Origin of the sequence: Prevotella sp. 10(H), from assembly GCF_000711235.1 — a bacterium.
Lineage (GTDB): Bacteria > Bacteroidota > Bacteroidia > Bacteroidales > Dysgonomonadaceae > Dysgonomonas.
On sequence record NZ_JOMI01000004.1, the window covers coordinates 196,200 to 212,511 of the forward strand.

Consider the following 16,312-nt stretch of genomic DNA (forward strand, 5'->3'; position numbering starts at 1 on the left):
TAAAGAATAATGGAAGGAAAAAAGAATCTCACCGGACTTACTGATAATCAGGTAAAAGAAAGCAGGCAAAAGCATGGTGCCAATATACTCACGCCGCCTAAAAAAGTACCACTATGGAAGCTATTCCTTCATAAGTTCGAAGACCCTATAATACGTATATTATTAATAGCGGCATTCCTTTCTTTGGGCATCTCTATCATACATAACGAATATATAGAAACGATCGGGATCTTCTGTGCCATTCTTTTGGCAACAGGCGTATCCTTCTGGTTCGAAATGGACGCAAATAAAAAGTTCGATGTCCTAAATCAGGTAAACGATGAAGACTTGATTACCGTTATGCGCAACGGAAATATACAGCAGGTTCCTAAAAAAGATATCGTTGTAGGCGATGTCGTATTCCTTGAAATGGGGAATGAAGTGCCTGCCGACGGGGAACTGATCGATGCCGTATCTATGCAGATAGATGAGTCCTGCCTCACAGGTGAACTCAGTATCGATAAGACGATAGACCCCGAGCATTTCGAAGAAGGCGTCACATATCCATCCAATTGGGTGCTACGCGGTACGAAAGTTATCAACGGACATGGAGTTTTCGAGGTTTCAAAAGTGGGCGATGCAACAGAATTTGGTAAAGTTGCAGAAAAGGCGACCGAGAAAGTAGAAGGAGAAACACCGCTGAACCGCCAGTTGGATTCGTTGGCTAAATTTATCGGAGTTATCGGACTTGTACTGGCTATACTTACGTTCTCTGTACTCTTTATTAAGAATATCTTCAACGATCCAACCGTCTATGTCACATTAGGTGAGTTAGGTTTACTTGGCGCTGTGATGATAGGTGTAGCGATTGCTATGATAAAAGTATGGCTTCCTATTATCTATGACGGGCTGGAACTTACAGGAAAAAAGATAAAATTACCGAAAGCGGTTGCTGAAGGTAGTTGGCTAAGATGGCTTCTGACAGGAGCTATAGTTGCAATACTACTGATTTGCTCGGGATATCTCTTCGGGGTAAATCCGCTCGATGACGATTCGTGGATAAGTATCGATGTCGCTGCGAATATACTTCAGGCATTTATGGTAGCTGTCACTTTGGTTGTGGTAGCTGTGCCGGAAGGCCTGCCGATGAGTGTTACACTGAGCCTTGCGCTGAGTATGCGCCGTATGCTGAAAATGAACAATCTTGTTCGCAAGATGCATGCTGTAGAAACAATGGGCGCAACCACCGTTATATGTACAGACAAGACCGGAACATTGACGCAAAACCAGATGCAGGTAGCCAGTACTAATTTTTACGGCCTCCCCGATCAAAGGCTGACTGATAGCGAAATCAGCAGGCTGGTCATCGGAAATATTTCTGTTAATTCTACCGCGTTTTTAGATTTTTCAGATCATCAGAAAGTGACTGCCTTAGGTAATCCTACCGAAGGCGCTTTACTTTTATGGTTGAATAAAAATAAAATACTGTACAGTAATATACGTACCAAAGAAGAGGTAATGGATCAATTGCCTTTTTCTACAGAGCGTAAATTCATGGCCACGCTTGTCGATTCGCCTAAACTTAAGCGTAAGGTGTTATATGTAAAAGGAGCACCCGAAGTAGTATTTTCCAAATGTAAGACTGTAGCCACTACCGACGGAAATCTTCCTGTCGTGGATTTCAAGAAAACAGTTGAAGAGCAACTTCTTCAATATCAGGATCAGGCTATGCGTACCCTTGGGTTTGCCTACAAATATATAGATTCGGAAACAAGCCAATCTGTAGAGGAACTTGCATCGGACGAGCTTATATTTTTAGGCATTGCAGGCATTTCCGACCCTGTACGTGCCGATGTTCCGGAAGCTGTAGGGCGTTGCCTGAATGCCGGTATCGGAGTAAAAATAGTTACAGGTGACACATACGGTACAGCAAAAGAGATCGGTCGGCAGATCGGCATCTGGCATGACAATGAAGATACAGACCTAAATATTATAGGCGGGGTGGATTTTGAAAATCTGTCCGATGAAGAAGCCTATGACAGGGTAAAAGACCTGAAAATAATGTGTCGCGCCCGTCCTACCGATAAGCAACGGCTTGTACACCTGCTGAAAGAAAGAGGTGAAATAGTCGCTGTTACGGGTGACGGAACAAACGATGCTCCTGCACTGAATTATGCCGATGTAGGACTCTCTATGGGTTCGGGAACTTCGGTTGCAAAAGAAGCCAGTGACATCACGTTGCTCGACGACTCATTCAGCAGTATTGCTACGGCAGTAATGTGGGGGCGCTCGCTATATAAAAACATACAGCGTTTTATATTTTTCCAATTGACGATAAACGTAGCTGCATTGTTGATTGTTTTCCTCGGTTCCATATTCGGGCAGGAACTGCCATTGACTGTAACGCAGATGTTATGGGTAAATCTGATAATGGATACATTTGCTGCCGGAGCGCTGGCCTCTCTCCCGCCCGACCCAAATGTAATGAATAGTAAGCCAAGAAAAAACAGCGACTTTATTATTACTCCCTCTATAGCAAAACATATATTGACTACGGGAATAATATTTGTCATACTTCTGTTGGGTATGATGTACTATTTCTCCTCTCCTGAACATCTGAACTCGTTCTTTAGCTATATACCTGAAGCCGAACGTGGGGCTTATTTCTTATCATATTTCTTTACTGTGTTTGTTTTACTTCAGTTCTGGAATATGTTCAATGCAAAGGCATACGGTACGGGGAAATCGGCTTTTGCCGGAATGAGTAAAAGTGCCGGATTTGAAGTCGTCGCTCTTATAATACTTGTCGGACAGATACTGATTGTCACTTTCGGAGGTGAGGTATTTCGTACTGTACCACTTACTATACAAGACTGGGGTATCATTATCGGAGGTACTTCATTCGTATTGTGGATAGGTGAACTGATCCGCTTAGTAACTAAAAAATAACGCATTTATAGTCAGATACTTTATCTATACCCTGTAGGCTGAGGCTTGCAGGGTTCTTTGATATATACAGAAAATAATTTAAAAATCTGTTACTTTTGTTACCTTTTGCGATTAGCGTATGTGCAAGAGATTGATTTGCATTGAATTCTAACGGCTAAAAGCTATTAGCGAATAGCTATAATCCGTTACCTTTGTTACTTTTTAACACTGTATTGTTAAAATATATAAAATGCTAATGATTGATAATTACGAGTCCAAATTTTCCCGCTTTGCGCAATCGGCATATTGGCACATTTGATAATTGGCATATTAATTTTCTATCAGCTTTTCGCCTGTATAATCTTTAGGCACTACGCCAAACTGTGCCTTAAAGCATTTGGCAAAATAGGACGACGAATTGAAAGCCACGGCATCGCATATTTCCGATATAGACATATCGCCCTGAAGCAATAATTCTGCAGCCCTATTCAGGCGGAATACCTTCAGATAGTCATTCGGAGACATTCCCGTGACACTCTTTATTTTGCGGTAGAAGCTGGAACGGCTCATAAACATGGTTTCGGCAATGATATCTATAGAGAAGTCCGGTTCGGTGATATGATTCATTATTTCGGTATGCAGTTTCTCCATAAACTCCCTGTCTTTTTTAGGCATGGAGATATCTATTGCTGCAGATGAAGTGCTTTCACCCAATAATTTACGCAAGGATATTCTGAGTTTAAGGAGGTTCTCTATCTGTTTGCGTAATTGCCTGATTGAAAATGGTTTTTCGAGATATACATCTGCTCCATACTCCAGTCCTTCTATTTTTGCTTCGAGAGTTACTTTAGCAGTAAGTAGAATAACAGGGATATGGCTGTAATTGATATCGGACTTTACAGTCTTACACAGTTCGAAACCGTCCATTTCAGGCATCATAACATCGCTGACAATCAAGTCTACACTCTCTGAAGAAAGGGTATCCAGTGCCTGCCTTCCATTGGATGATTTCAAGATGGTAAAGTAAGGTTTTAACGAATCCTCTATCATATTAAGAAGTTCGGTATTATCCTCTACCAGCAGTATTCTGAAATCTTTGAAAGTAGCATCTGTTTCTTCGATTATCTCTTCGGTGTCGGATTCTATAATTTCGGCTACTTGTGTTTCCGAATCATTTAGCTGAGCATATAAGACAGGAATAGATAACATAAAGCAAGAGCCGCCATACTGACTATCTTCCAATGAAAGAGTACCGTTGTGATTTTCGGCAAGCATTCTTGAAAAAGCTAGTCCTATTCCTGTTCCTTCACTCGTTTTAGATACCTCTTCCGACTGATAGAATGCAGCAAAGACTTTTTCTTTCTCATTATCGGGAATACCTTTACCATCATCTATCACACTTATGCGGAATGAGTTATTCGAAACTTCAAGGCTGACTTCAATTTTCGTATTGGCGAACTTCACAGCATTGCTGAGAAGATTAGTGATAATCTTGGTTATCTTGCCTTTATCAACGAGCGTAATCACCTCATCGGACGGTAGAGTAATAGACATAGCTATATGTTTCAGTTCGGCAGGATGTACAAACTGCATATATATTTCATGCAGCAAAGTATTGATATTCTCCTCTCTAAGTGTAAGTGTATTGTTCTGATTCTCCAGTTTCTGGAAGTCGAGAAGCTGATTTACGACATTGAGCAGATAATTGACATTCTTGTCGATAGCATGGAGGTATTTCGATGTCTTGTCATCCTGATAATTCTTTTCTGTAAGTTTATCCAACGGTAATTTAATGAGGCTCAGAGGAGTCCGGATTTCATGCACCAGATTGATAAAGAAACTTATCTTCGACTGATAGACTTCTTTCTCTTTAGCAATACGATACTCGTCCATCTGTCGCCTCAATTCTTTCTTTGACTTTTGTACAAAGTATCGGCTAAAGAAATACAGCAAGGCTAGAAAGCATAAGGCATAAAAGGTATAAGCGTATGCAGAACGCCACCATGGCGGCAATACAGTTATTTTTAGGCTAGTACCCTGTTCATTCCATTTGTTGTCGTTGTTCGCGCCCCTTACACGGAAAGTATATTCGCCCGGCGGCAGATTTGTATAAGAGGCGGCATTCGAGTTCCCGCTGTTCACCCAGTCGCGGTCGAAACCTTCCAAGGTATACATATAACGGTTTCTGTTCGGTTCCTCATAGCTAAGCGCACCAAATTCGAGTACGATACTGTTGTTGTCGTAAGGCAGGGATATCTGCTTTGCAAGATATACAGGCTCACTCAGGTTCAACAATTTGCGGCTCTCACTCTCATCAGTATTATACAACCTGATATCGACAAGGTAAACCGGCGGCACATAATTATTCTCTCTGAATTCATTCGGATAAAAAGCATTGAATCCATTGATGCCTCCAAAATAGAGTTTCCCGGTACTTGCCTTTAACGAAGCTTTGAAATTGAACTGGTTGCTTTGAAGGCCGTCTTCCTGCGTAAAGAGTTTACGGTCAGAGGGATCGTTCGGATTTACTCTGAGAAGGCCGCCATTGCTGGATATCCAGAGGTTAGCCTGATTGTCTTCTTCTATGGAATAGATGACTTTATTAGGCAGTATTTCGTTCTGTGGGTCGAAATCAATGAATGTCTGCTCTTGCTCGTTGAAATAGCTTAAGCCACCGCCATTCGTTCCAAACCAAACTATTCCTTTAGAGTCTGTAAATAATGTGATTACGGCATTACTGGTAATCGATTGCGGATTCTTCTCGTGGCGGGTAAAATGCTTCCATTCGTTAGTCTGCGGATTAAATCTGAATACTCCCGAATTGTAGGTAGCTACCCATATATGTTTATTGTGGTCTTCAGTAATATCCGATACCGAGGTCATGCTGCCGACAAAGGTCAACGTTTCGAATATGTCCGATTCGGGTTTATATCTGCATAGCCCCCAGCTGGTACCTACGTATATATCGTTCTTGCTGTCCTTGAACAGTGATTGCACTTCGTCACTGCAAATGGTCGCGGACGATTCCCGCGAATGATAATACTCCGTGAGCCTCTTAGTGTTGACATTATAGACTTTCAACCCTTCGGAATATGTACCTATCCAGAGATTGTCTCCATCGAGCAGTAAGGAACGTATATCGAGTTTCTGTACTTTCAACGGAAGTAAAAATGGCTCCAATTGCTGATTGCCGATACTCAGAAACTTTAAACCGTCTTGCGAACCGACCCATATATTGCGGTACTTATCTTCGCAAAACTGGCTGATAACCTTGCCTGTACTTAAATTAGCATCAGATGTAGGACTATAATACTCAAAGACTTTGGTTTGCTGCGGCAAATAATTTACTCCCCCCAGATAGGTTGAAATCCAAAAGCCGCCTTCCGCATCTTTTACAATGGAATAGATAGACTGGTCACTAAGGCTACGGGAATCTAGAGGATTGTCGACACGGGTAAAGTCTCCGTGCTGAATATTGAAAATATAGAGGCCGTTGTCGGAACCGATAAGCAGTTCCCATTCTGAGAATTGGGAAATCGCCCTTATAGTACCTATATTCTGATTATTGTTATAGTAAGTGACCTGCTTGGTATTGTTGTTAAGCAATCCCAGATTATTAGTGCCTATACTAAACCAAATTTTATCCCCTACAACTTGTATGCAATTAATTTTCAGGCTACTAAAATCATTCTTATCGGGAGAGAATGTAAAGGATTCGACATATTTGCCTTCACGGTCGTAACAGATTAACCCTTCCTGTAGTGAGGACGAATATATATTCAGTGCGTTATCTTCTGCAATATCCCAGACAAAAGATGTGTAGCGGCTCTCCTGAACAAGCGTTCCGCTTTCGGGGTCATAACTGAAAATTCCTTGCCCCAATGTTGCAATACGTATAACACCCTTCCCTGTTCGTATTATTCTTTTTACTTCGGCACTTATCGAAACTCCGTATTGTGTCTTATTCTCAAAGCGGCGAAACTTATCGGTCTGCCTTTCATAGATATAAATGCCACTGCTGGTTCCTACCCAGATATCTTTGTTTCGGTCTTCATAAAGGGCCTGCACAGAATTATTACCCAGAGAAAATTTATCCTGAATATCATTCCGGTATATCTTGAATTTCCTTCCATCGAATCGGTTAAGTCCGTCACTTGTACCGAACCACATGAAACCGTAACTATCCTGCAATGTACACCAGACACTATTATGCGACAAACCGTCTTCCACCTGATACTTCTTAAAAAAGAACTGCTGTGCATGCAGTGTACCGGCAAAAATAGAGAGTATGAGGCAAAATATACTGAGTCTTTTCATTGTGCTTGCTGTGCGAAGATCGTACTACTTAATACCAGAGGGCTTCTTTATTTTGTCTATTTCCGACAAGGCTTCACCCAACACCGGGAAACCGTCATCCCCCCACTCCATTTTCTGCATACGTGGCGAACGCGTGTCCACGTCTTTTGCGGGAAGTGAACCATAAGGCTCTTTATCGACAGGCCGTGCCTGATAAAGAAAATAAACTTCCTCACTGTCGGGCGACGGAATAAAGCAAGGGCTTCCGGTCGAATAAACCTGGTTCTCTTCATTCTGAGAAAAGACTGGATTTTCCGATTTAGTCCATGAATCAGGGTTCAGTAAATCACTGTTTGTATCGGCATATAATAGTCCCACGGCATAATACGGAGTCCATATTCCGCTTGCCGAATAATATATCAACACCTTGTCTTTATCTTTTGTATGGAAGTAGTGAGGGTCTTCATTTACATAAATAGGATACCCGGCCTTGCTTCCGTCGGGACTTATCCATTGTCGTTCCCATTCATATTCGGGTTTGGATATCAGTACCCGTTCACTTGCCAGAGTCCACGGGTTTTCCATACGGGCGATATATATGCACTGGGTTTCGGCTTCTATCCTGCGTTTTTGCCATCCCGACCATATCATGTACAAGCTATCCTTGTGGGTAAATACGCTTGGCAGAATTGCCCAGTTATTATCCTTATCTGTCTTTACCCTTCCTTTCATAATAAACTCACCTTCGAATGGATCCTCCGACGAATTCTCAATCACATATATCTGGTGATTGTCCGTATTGCCGTCATCAGCCGAGTAATAGATATACCATTTATTATCTATACGGTGTAGTTCCGGGCCCCAAATGTGGAAAGCATTGCTTTTCTCTTTCGGTATCCAGATATTTTTGCTGGGTGCATTCTTCAGATCAGTAATATCCTCTGTCTGCCACATTACGATTTTATTCTCCGCATCCTGAAGATAATAGTATTTACCCTTATAAAAAACAGCCCATGGACGTCCTCCGTCCGGTAATAAAGGATTGGTATATGTATTTGCCGGAATACTATTTTCCTCGTGCTGATTATTATCTTTCTTCTTGCAAGAGAAAGATAAAATCATACAGAGTGTTATCAGAATATAGCTTATATTAGTCCGGTACATAATAATTTTCAAGGTATCGTAACAGGTCTTTTCATTTGAAATAAATGAGGGCGTAAAGTTAAGATTTTTTGCCTGATAAAATGAATAAACGACGATTCTGTAATCTTTTTTTAGAAGCTTTATCTATATATTGAAAGCGATAATCATTTTTTTATTTTACAAAAATGTACATGTTCATTCATCATATCAATTATAAAAAAATCTACCGGCAAAAATAGCCGGTAGATTAACCATAACATTCTCTATTTACCGAGAAATACCTATTTTAAAAACCTGTCGCTTAACATTTTCATATAATATCCGCCGACTACAGAGCGGGCCTTGAAGCCTACGTGCGTCTTACTGTCGGTATTATACCAGTCACTCATCGGCACACGGTCTGTCGTTTCATTCATAAATTTATATAATGGAGAGACAAATTTCTGGAATGTGGCATCATCATCTGCAAGGGTGGCTGTCCAGATAATCCAGTCCGATTTTGTATAATTCTTACGGCTGTCGAGTGGGAGTCCGTATTCGTTCTGTTTAGTCAGATAATACGGGATTTCTTTCTGAGCAACACTTTCAGGGAATACATCCAGCTTAAGAACCTTATTCCAGATCAGGTTGTACTTTTGGCTCCATGTTCCCGGCTGGTCGAATGTGAGGCGATAATGATCACCGTCGTCTGCCATTTTCATCCATTCCTGAGCCATCTCTTTAGCCTTATTAGTATATTTCTCCGCTACATCCTTTTTGCCCAGTTTATCGGCAAGGTAACCGTAAGACGCAATACCCATTATTGCTTTTACCGAAAGATTAACATTGTGAGCAAAGTGTCCGGCGAAGTCATCGGTACAAAGCTGATTTTCAGGGTCGAGACCTTTTTCTACCAGATAGTCAGTCCAGACAGTCAGTACATCCCAATGTTTCTCAGCGTATTTGGCATTGCCTTCTACAGCAGCTATAGCAGCAGTCAAAGACAGCATATTCCCGGCCTCTTCCACAGGCATGTCTCCGCCGTATGTCTGGCCGTTTGCCCAAGGGTAAGTACCCACATCATGAGAAGGGAAAGGCTTGGTCCATTTACCGCTTTCGCTGTAATAGAATATCTGATTCATCATACCTTTCAACAACTCCGGGTTGTAGTAAAGATACATAGGAGAAGAAGGATAAGTGATGTCGACAGTACCGATAGAACCGTTACTGTTATTCTCTTTCGATAAGAAAAGCAGGTCTCCATTCGGTGCTTCTACCAGCTTATGAGCCGATATAGACTGACGGTACGCAAGTGCACAGAGTTCGGCATATTCTTTTCCGCCTGCCTGTTGTGCATCTGTCATGAACTTGTAATCGAATTCGGAGCACTTTTTGCTAAGAGCCGGATAATCTTTGTTTGCTTCTACAAAAGCCTGTTCGATTGTCTTATCGCCATTCTTGTTCCAATAGCCACGGAGGTTATCTCCGAAATACTGGATTGAATAGATATCGTCATAGCCAATCAGTACTTTACCCGAGGCAGACTTACTATTACCCAACGATTGGGATATAGCCAGGCTGGCATCATTCTTAGAAGTTACATCGCCTGCCAGCTTTCCATTCTTAACAAACTCATTCCTCATCTGGTACGGATCACCTACGTTATAAGTTGAATTCGCCTTTTCTCCGCTCAAATAGAAATATCCCCAGTCGATACGGATATCATCACCTCTTTTACCCAGTACTTTCTGGCTGGTGCTACCTGTTTTCAGGAACAGAAGTCCATCTTTTTCATAACCCTCGGCTTTGCTTTCCTGAGATGCCATATTCAATGCCCAGTTTGGAGAGGCCTCGAAGTATATCTGTATATCATGCTCTTTGCCATCCAGCGAATTGATATCATAGGATATGTAATTAACAGGACGGGACATCAGATTAAGATCTTCCATCAACAATGGTGCAAGGAAGGACAGATTGAGTTCCACATTTCCACACTGAAAAGTATAGCGGGTCTGTGTTGCCTGCACGTCTGCCGACTTTTGCTCTGCAGTGGTTGTAAGGAAAGTCTCTACATTATCCTCTATATATATTCCGAAGTCGACAAGAGCACCGCCTGTCTTATTATTACAATGCGCAGCGATGACATTCTTGCCAGCTTTAAGAGTCTTCTTTACTTCGTCGGAAAGTTCTACTTGTACATCTTTTCTCCATTCATAGCCGGTTTTAACCACCTGTATTCCGTTTATATACAATTCAAATGTATCGTCGTGAGAGTATATAAGGAATACCTTTTTATCGGTCAGATCCTGCTCGAGGTTTATGCTTCTGCGTACCCATACATCTTTAGTTTCCCAAAGCGTATTGACGTTCATTTCGTCCGGCGTACCGAAAGCAGCCTGTCCTTCCTTCCAGCTGTTATCGTTAAAGCCTGTCATTTCCCAGCCTTTGGCCGGAGCAGTAAACGTATACTTTCCTGCCCACGGAGCGGTCGTTGACATGCCAGCAACAGCTTTAATCGGCGTCTGTTCTATCCCCATAAAACGATACACTTCTCCATCGACACGGATCACTCCTAAGAGAGGAAATTCCTTCCCGGTCCAGTGTTTAACCGATTCATCATACAACCTGTCGGTAGCAGACCATGCTGAAGTATAAGGGTCGATGCTTACCAAAGGATAAGCCGGAGCCCGCAGGTCGTTCTTCATTATTTTTGCCGGGTCTTTCTTTGTGCCATCGCAACTGAACAGCCCGACAAAGCATAATAGATATAATAAATGTTTCATCCAATCTTATTTTAATGAATTACATATCTCTAGATTTATCTGACGAAGACGAGGCTCTTCCAGTTTAATCACTTTACGGTCATAAGTCATCAATCCGTTTACTTCACCTTCAACATCTGTTGTCTGAGTATATACGGCGGCAGTAAATCCTCTTTTGATATAGCCTTTCAATGCTTCTGCATATTTGATATATTCATCGGTTACTTCTTTCGAATTCTTGAACTGAACATATCCCCAGTTCCTGTCTGTTTGCCACAAGTGGTCTTTAAGCGGCAAACCGATACCGCCATATTCACCCAGTACATTCGCACGTTTCGTATCGAACAACTGCATAGCAGGCCCCGGGTAGTTGTGCAAGTCTATCATATCACCTACATGATAGAAGTTACCGCCACTGGCAGGATTTACAAGACGGGACGGGTCATGGCTTTTAGTCCATGCAACAATTTCCTCTGTCTTGAACTGTCCCCATGCTTCATTAAACGGTACCCATACTACTATAGAAGGATATGAAATCAGATAATCCATGATCTCTTTCCATTCTTTGCGGTATACATTTTCTGACTCGATAGAGCGTTGTACTTCTACTCCATCGAAGTAGTCCTGGTTTTGCCAGCGTGGAGAAGGGCCGCCGTTAGGCATATCCTGCCATACCAGCATTCCCAGACGGTCGCAATGTGTATACCAGCGTGCAGGCTCAACTTTCACATGTTTACGGATCATATTAAATCCGAAGTCTTTTGTTTTCTGTATATCATATACCAAAGCTTCATCCGTAGGAGCTGTGTATAGTCCGTCAGGCCACCAACCCTGATCGAGCGGACCGAACTGAAATAAGTCTTTATTGTTCAACTGGAAGCGGTAAATACCATTTGCATCTCTTTTCGAGGAGATTTTACGCATTGCCGCATAGCTTTTTACTTTGTCAGTTGCTTTACCTTTGTCGAGAAGGGTAACTTCCACATCGTAAAGGAATGGAGAATCCGGCGACCAAAGTTTCATATCGGGGATATTGATATCTACCGGTTGTCCGGCGGCAAACTTACTGGATGCTACAGTTTTCGAACCGTCTTTCACCACAACTTCCAATACATCACCATTTGTTGTACCTTCTGCACATACATCAATCGACAATTGGTTAGTGTCAATATTCGGAATAGTTTTGATTGCTGCAATATGTTTCTGAGACACCGGCTCCAACCATACAGTCTGCCAGATACCGGATACAGGAGTATACCAGATTCCTTCGGGATTCTTCACTTGCTTACCTCTTGCCTGATCTCCGTCATTGGTAGGGTCCCATACTTTGACAACCAGTTTCTGATTGCCGGATGTCAGGTATGGAGTGATATCATAAGAGAATGGAGTATATCCACCTGTATGAGTACCTACTTTAATATCGTTTACAAACACTTCTGCTTTCCAGTCTACAGCACCGAAGTTAAGCATGATGTTCTTTCCTCTCCATCCTGAAGGAATGGTAAAAGTACGCTTGTACCAAAGTTCTTTTTCTTTTCCCAGTTCTTTTTGTACACCCGAAAGACTGGATTCTACTGCAAACGGAACCAATATCTGTCCGTCGAAAGTCTGAGGTTCTGCCTTGCCGACAGGAAGGATAGCATATTCCCATAGCCCGTTAAGATTCGACCAATCTGCACGCTCCATAATTGGACGCGGATATTCGGGCAATACATTATTAGGGTCGATAGATTCGGCCCATTTTGTTTTCATCTTATCGCCAGCAGGCTTCCACTGGGCAAACATACTTGTGCTGCATAGCACCATCGCTAATAAAAGGATTTTCTTCATTTAGATAAATGTTTAGTGATAGGTATTATAAAATAAGTATTTCGATTCTCTTTTTTCATGGACTCAGTATGGGCCTAACTTAGATTTAAATATTCTTTCTGAATTAAACACAAATATAGAGCGACTGACAGAAAAAGGGTAAAAGATATTGTTCAAAAAACAAAAATATCCGGTCATCACCTGTTGAGGGTCACCGATTTAGTTACTGTAGATGGAAAAATGCAGGATTTCTTTTGTTTTTTAATAAAATTGATATACTTTTGTACCGCCTTTCGGGCTACAGGATTGTCTCGTGGTGTAATGGTAGCACTGCAGATTTTGGTTCTGCCTGTCAAAGTTCGAATCTTTGCGAGACAACTGAATTAGCTTTAACAAGCAAATTAGAAAGATAAGCTCCTGGTATTTTCTTATAAATAGATAATATCAGGAGTTCTTATTTGGGGGAAGATTACTATAAATGCTTTTTTCTGCATTGATCCTATTTTTTGCATCCATTATAATTTTTGTAATCGCCGGTGAAGGTATTTTTATTTCTTTCATTGTAATAATTCTTGCTATCTCCATAGCTTTCTCGGGCTGCCCTTTTTCATCATATATTTTCATTCTCCAATAGAGAGGATAAAATCTGTTGGGGCACATATTCGAGGCTAACATGTAATGTTTTTCAGACTCGTCAAGATTATCCAGATTATAATAATTATCAGCCAAAAGCATCTGAACATCATAATCGTTGAAATAATTTTCACATTGATGAAGGATATCTAAGCTGCTCGTGTATTCTTTTCTATGATTTAACACAGCTCCATAGTTATACAAGAACAAAGGGTTGCCATTCCAATTGTTATGCAAATATTTGTATGGAGAGAGTACTTTTTCGATTCTCCCTAAAGAAATGGGTTTCGTAAGTTTTTTCCATCTATATTCAAAGGATACATCTTTAACCAGAAAATATGATCCGAGGGCACAAATAAGTATGATTATTACAGACAGGATAGAAGTTGTAAGTTTTTTCATTGTAAATATAATCGGAGTTTTTTTACTCATTTCTGCCAAACAATAAGCCAAAATAAGCCATACAAAAGCATACCGCAGAGGATACGAAAAACAGGCAAAAACAATAATGGATAATAATGCTATCAAATGAGGCGATTTGTCTTTCAGATTATATTTAAAACCAATAAAAATAACAACAAAACACAACAATAAACCTATTAACCCGTATTCAACGGTGACAAGTAAATATTCGTTAAAAGGATGGGCTACATTGTCCGCAAGTATAGAAAATTTGTTTTCGGGATTTTCTTTAAAAAAGTTTGCCTGATATGTCATGTATTTGGAACGAAAAGAACAGTTGCCTTTGCCAAACACAGGGTTATCTTTAATCATGTTCGAACTTACTTTCCATATCAATAGTCGCCCATTAGATGAGTCTTGTTTTAATGAAAACAGAAAGCCCAAAAACACTAATACCGAGATAAATAAAACGGATAAAAAATATTTGCTTTTTTGTCTAAACAAACCTTTAATATCTTTGTAGTAAAAGAAAATTGCAGCAATAAGTATACTCAAAATACCTGCTCTCGACTCGGATAGAACTATAGCAGTAATAATTATTATAGATGCTGATATTTTCAGATATTTACTTACTTTGGATTTTATATTAATTGTTAAGCAGAATGGGAAGCCGATTGCTAGACAAGCTGCGAAGCCTGCTGGATTGTCAAACTGCCCTACTATGGGGAATTCGGTATAATTATTTACAATGTGTGCATACTGCAATAGTCCATAAATGGCAGTTATTATGCAAGAAATCGCAATAATAGAATTTATAAGATGGCTTTTATTATACAGCTTGAAAAAATAAAACAATAATAAAAAACAAATACTGTATAATGCTGTAATATCAATGATTGGAGAAAAACATAAATTAAAAAACATATATACGAAAAAAGTCAATATCGCTACTGATAATAAGTCAAATTTACATTTTTTGCCAATGATTGATTTTACAATAATTAGACCTGCAATTAAAGCAAACATGCAAAAAACTATTCGCTGGGGGGAAATTTCTTTATCTACAAATAGACTTGAATTAAGGAAAATGCTTCCAAAAAAAAGCAATAATGAAAATATGATATACAATATTTGTTCAATATTATTCTTTATCATCCTGATTGTGTTCTTATTAAGAAGCATCCTTTGATTTTTTTAATCAATAGAAAGATTAGTTAAAGTAAAATTAAGAAAAAGGAGGTGCCTTCTAAAAAAGACACCTTCTTAACCTAAGCTTGAATATAAATTAGAGTCTATTAGTTTTAGTAGGCGGTGTGTGTCGGGCTCTGTAAAACTCGTGATAGTATCTAATCCTTCATCAGAGTCATTGCTACATGATACTAGCGTCATGCCGGCTATTACAAAGAGAAATAAATAAAATAATTTCATATTGACATAATTTTTAAAATGATTAATTATATATATTCAAATTTATGGTTCAAATGGTGAATATTCTGCTGTTATTGGCTTACTTGTAGTAGTAATTCCACCCGTAATACCAAAAAATATTTGATCGAAAAAAACGCCTATGCCTTCGTCAGAAACAATGGCTATAGATTTGTATTTAACACCTTTGTAGCTCCATTCTGTTTCTAAAAATTCCCAGCCGACACGAACAGCGTAATTAAAGGTTTGCCTTAATTTATCCCTGTCTATTAAATAAGGGGCTTCTATAGCTTTTCCTACCGTTATTATATCAAATAGTGGATATTTTGTTTTCGTAATTGTACGCCTATCTTCCGAATAGGTGGTATCTGTAACAATAATAGGCGGTAGTTCTATCGGAAAGGGGGCATCGGGAGACAACATGGAATCAATTATAGCAGATTTGACACTTTCAGATTCAATCACACCTTTATAGGTATAATCAATTAAAGTCAAATATTTACTATCGCCTTTTTCTTCTTCATCCGGAACTCTGTTTTTTGCATACTCTACTTTATCCTTCCAGGTTATTAGAGAGTCTTGCAATGATTGAGATGCAGCTATACTTGCATATAGAAAGCAACTTACTAATAAAAACAACTTAATTTTTTTCATAGAGATCCTAGTTATGTTAATCTTTTTAGGCATGTTATTTGAAATTATTTTATTATTTACCACCATATTGGTTTATTATTTTCATTTATTCAAACAATATTTTAAATAAGAATCAACATGTAAGAGCACATTAATTATGTAATATGCTTTTTTTGTTGTAAACGTTTAATTATCGGTGCAATATCCATCACATTAATATTTTGACCTTCAAAAATTCAAAAAATGAATGTGTATAAAAAAAGACTTATTATAAGTATAAATCCTATTATGCCTATAATAAGTCTTTTTTTAGTGATTTGGGG

At 39.7% G+C, this 16,312-nt stretch carries 7 protein-coding genes; 1 reads left to right on the forward strand and 6 read right to left on the reverse strand.

Features of this window, described 5'->3' with window-relative positions; genetic code table 11:
• The first annotated feature begins 9 nt into the window (after positions 1 to 9).
• A complete protein-coding gene (locus tag K348_RS0110115; RefSeq protein ID WP_029904850.1) occupies positions 10 to 2,928 on the forward strand; it encodes a calcium-translocating P-type ATPase, PMCA-type in 2,919 nt (972 codons plus the stop codon).
• Positions 2,929 to 3,237: 309 nt separating this feature from the next.
• Here K348_RS0110115 and K348_RS0110120 read toward each other — a convergent pair whose 3' ends face one another.
• The 6 genes from K348_RS0110120 to K348_RS0110155 form a co-directional block, all read right to left on the reverse strand.
• Positions 3,238 to 7,224 carry a hybrid sensor histidine kinase/response regulator transcription factor gene (locus K348_RS0110120; RefSeq protein ID WP_029904851.1) on the reverse strand — a complete coding sequence of 1,329 codons (3,987 nt, stop codon included), beginning with the start codon at positions 7,222 to 7,224 and terminating at the stop codon, positions 3,238 to 3,240.
• Positions 7,225 to 7,248: 24 nt separating this feature from the next.
• Complete coding sequence (locus K348_RS0110125) at positions 7,249 to 8,325, reverse strand: family 43 glycosylhydrolase (RefSeq protein WP_231496771.1); 1,077 nt, start codon at positions 8,323 to 8,325, stop codon at positions 7,249 to 7,251.
• Between the two features lie 302 nt (positions 8,326 to 8,627).
• A complete protein-coding gene (locus K348_RS0110130; protein ID WP_029904853.1) occupies positions 8,628 to 11,108 on the reverse strand; it encodes a glutaminase family protein in 2,481 nt (826 codons plus the stop codon).
• Positions 11,109 to 11,114: 6 nt separating this feature from the next.
• The gene (locus K348_RS0110135; RefSeq protein WP_029904854.1) at positions 11,115 to 12,917 is read right to left on the reverse strand and encodes a glycoside hydrolase family 2 protein; all 1,803 of its coding nucleotides are present in this window, start codon (positions 12,915 to 12,917) and stop codon (positions 11,115 to 11,117) included.
• A gap of 423 nt (positions 12,918 to 13,340) precedes the next feature.
• Positions 13,341 to 15,086 carry an O-antigen ligase family protein gene (locus K348_RS0110145; protein WP_197027646.1) on the reverse strand — a complete coding sequence of 582 codons (1,746 nt, stop codon included), beginning with the start codon at positions 15,084 to 15,086 and terminating at the stop codon, positions 13,341 to 13,343.
• Between the two features lie 315 nt (positions 15,087 to 15,401).
• On the reverse strand, positions 15,402 to 16,010 hold the full coding sequence (locus K348_RS0110155; protein WP_156032855.1) for a hypothetical protein: 609 nt from the start codon (positions 16,008 to 16,010) through the stop codon (positions 15,402 to 15,404).
• Positions 16,011 to 16,312 lie beyond the last annotated feature (302 nt).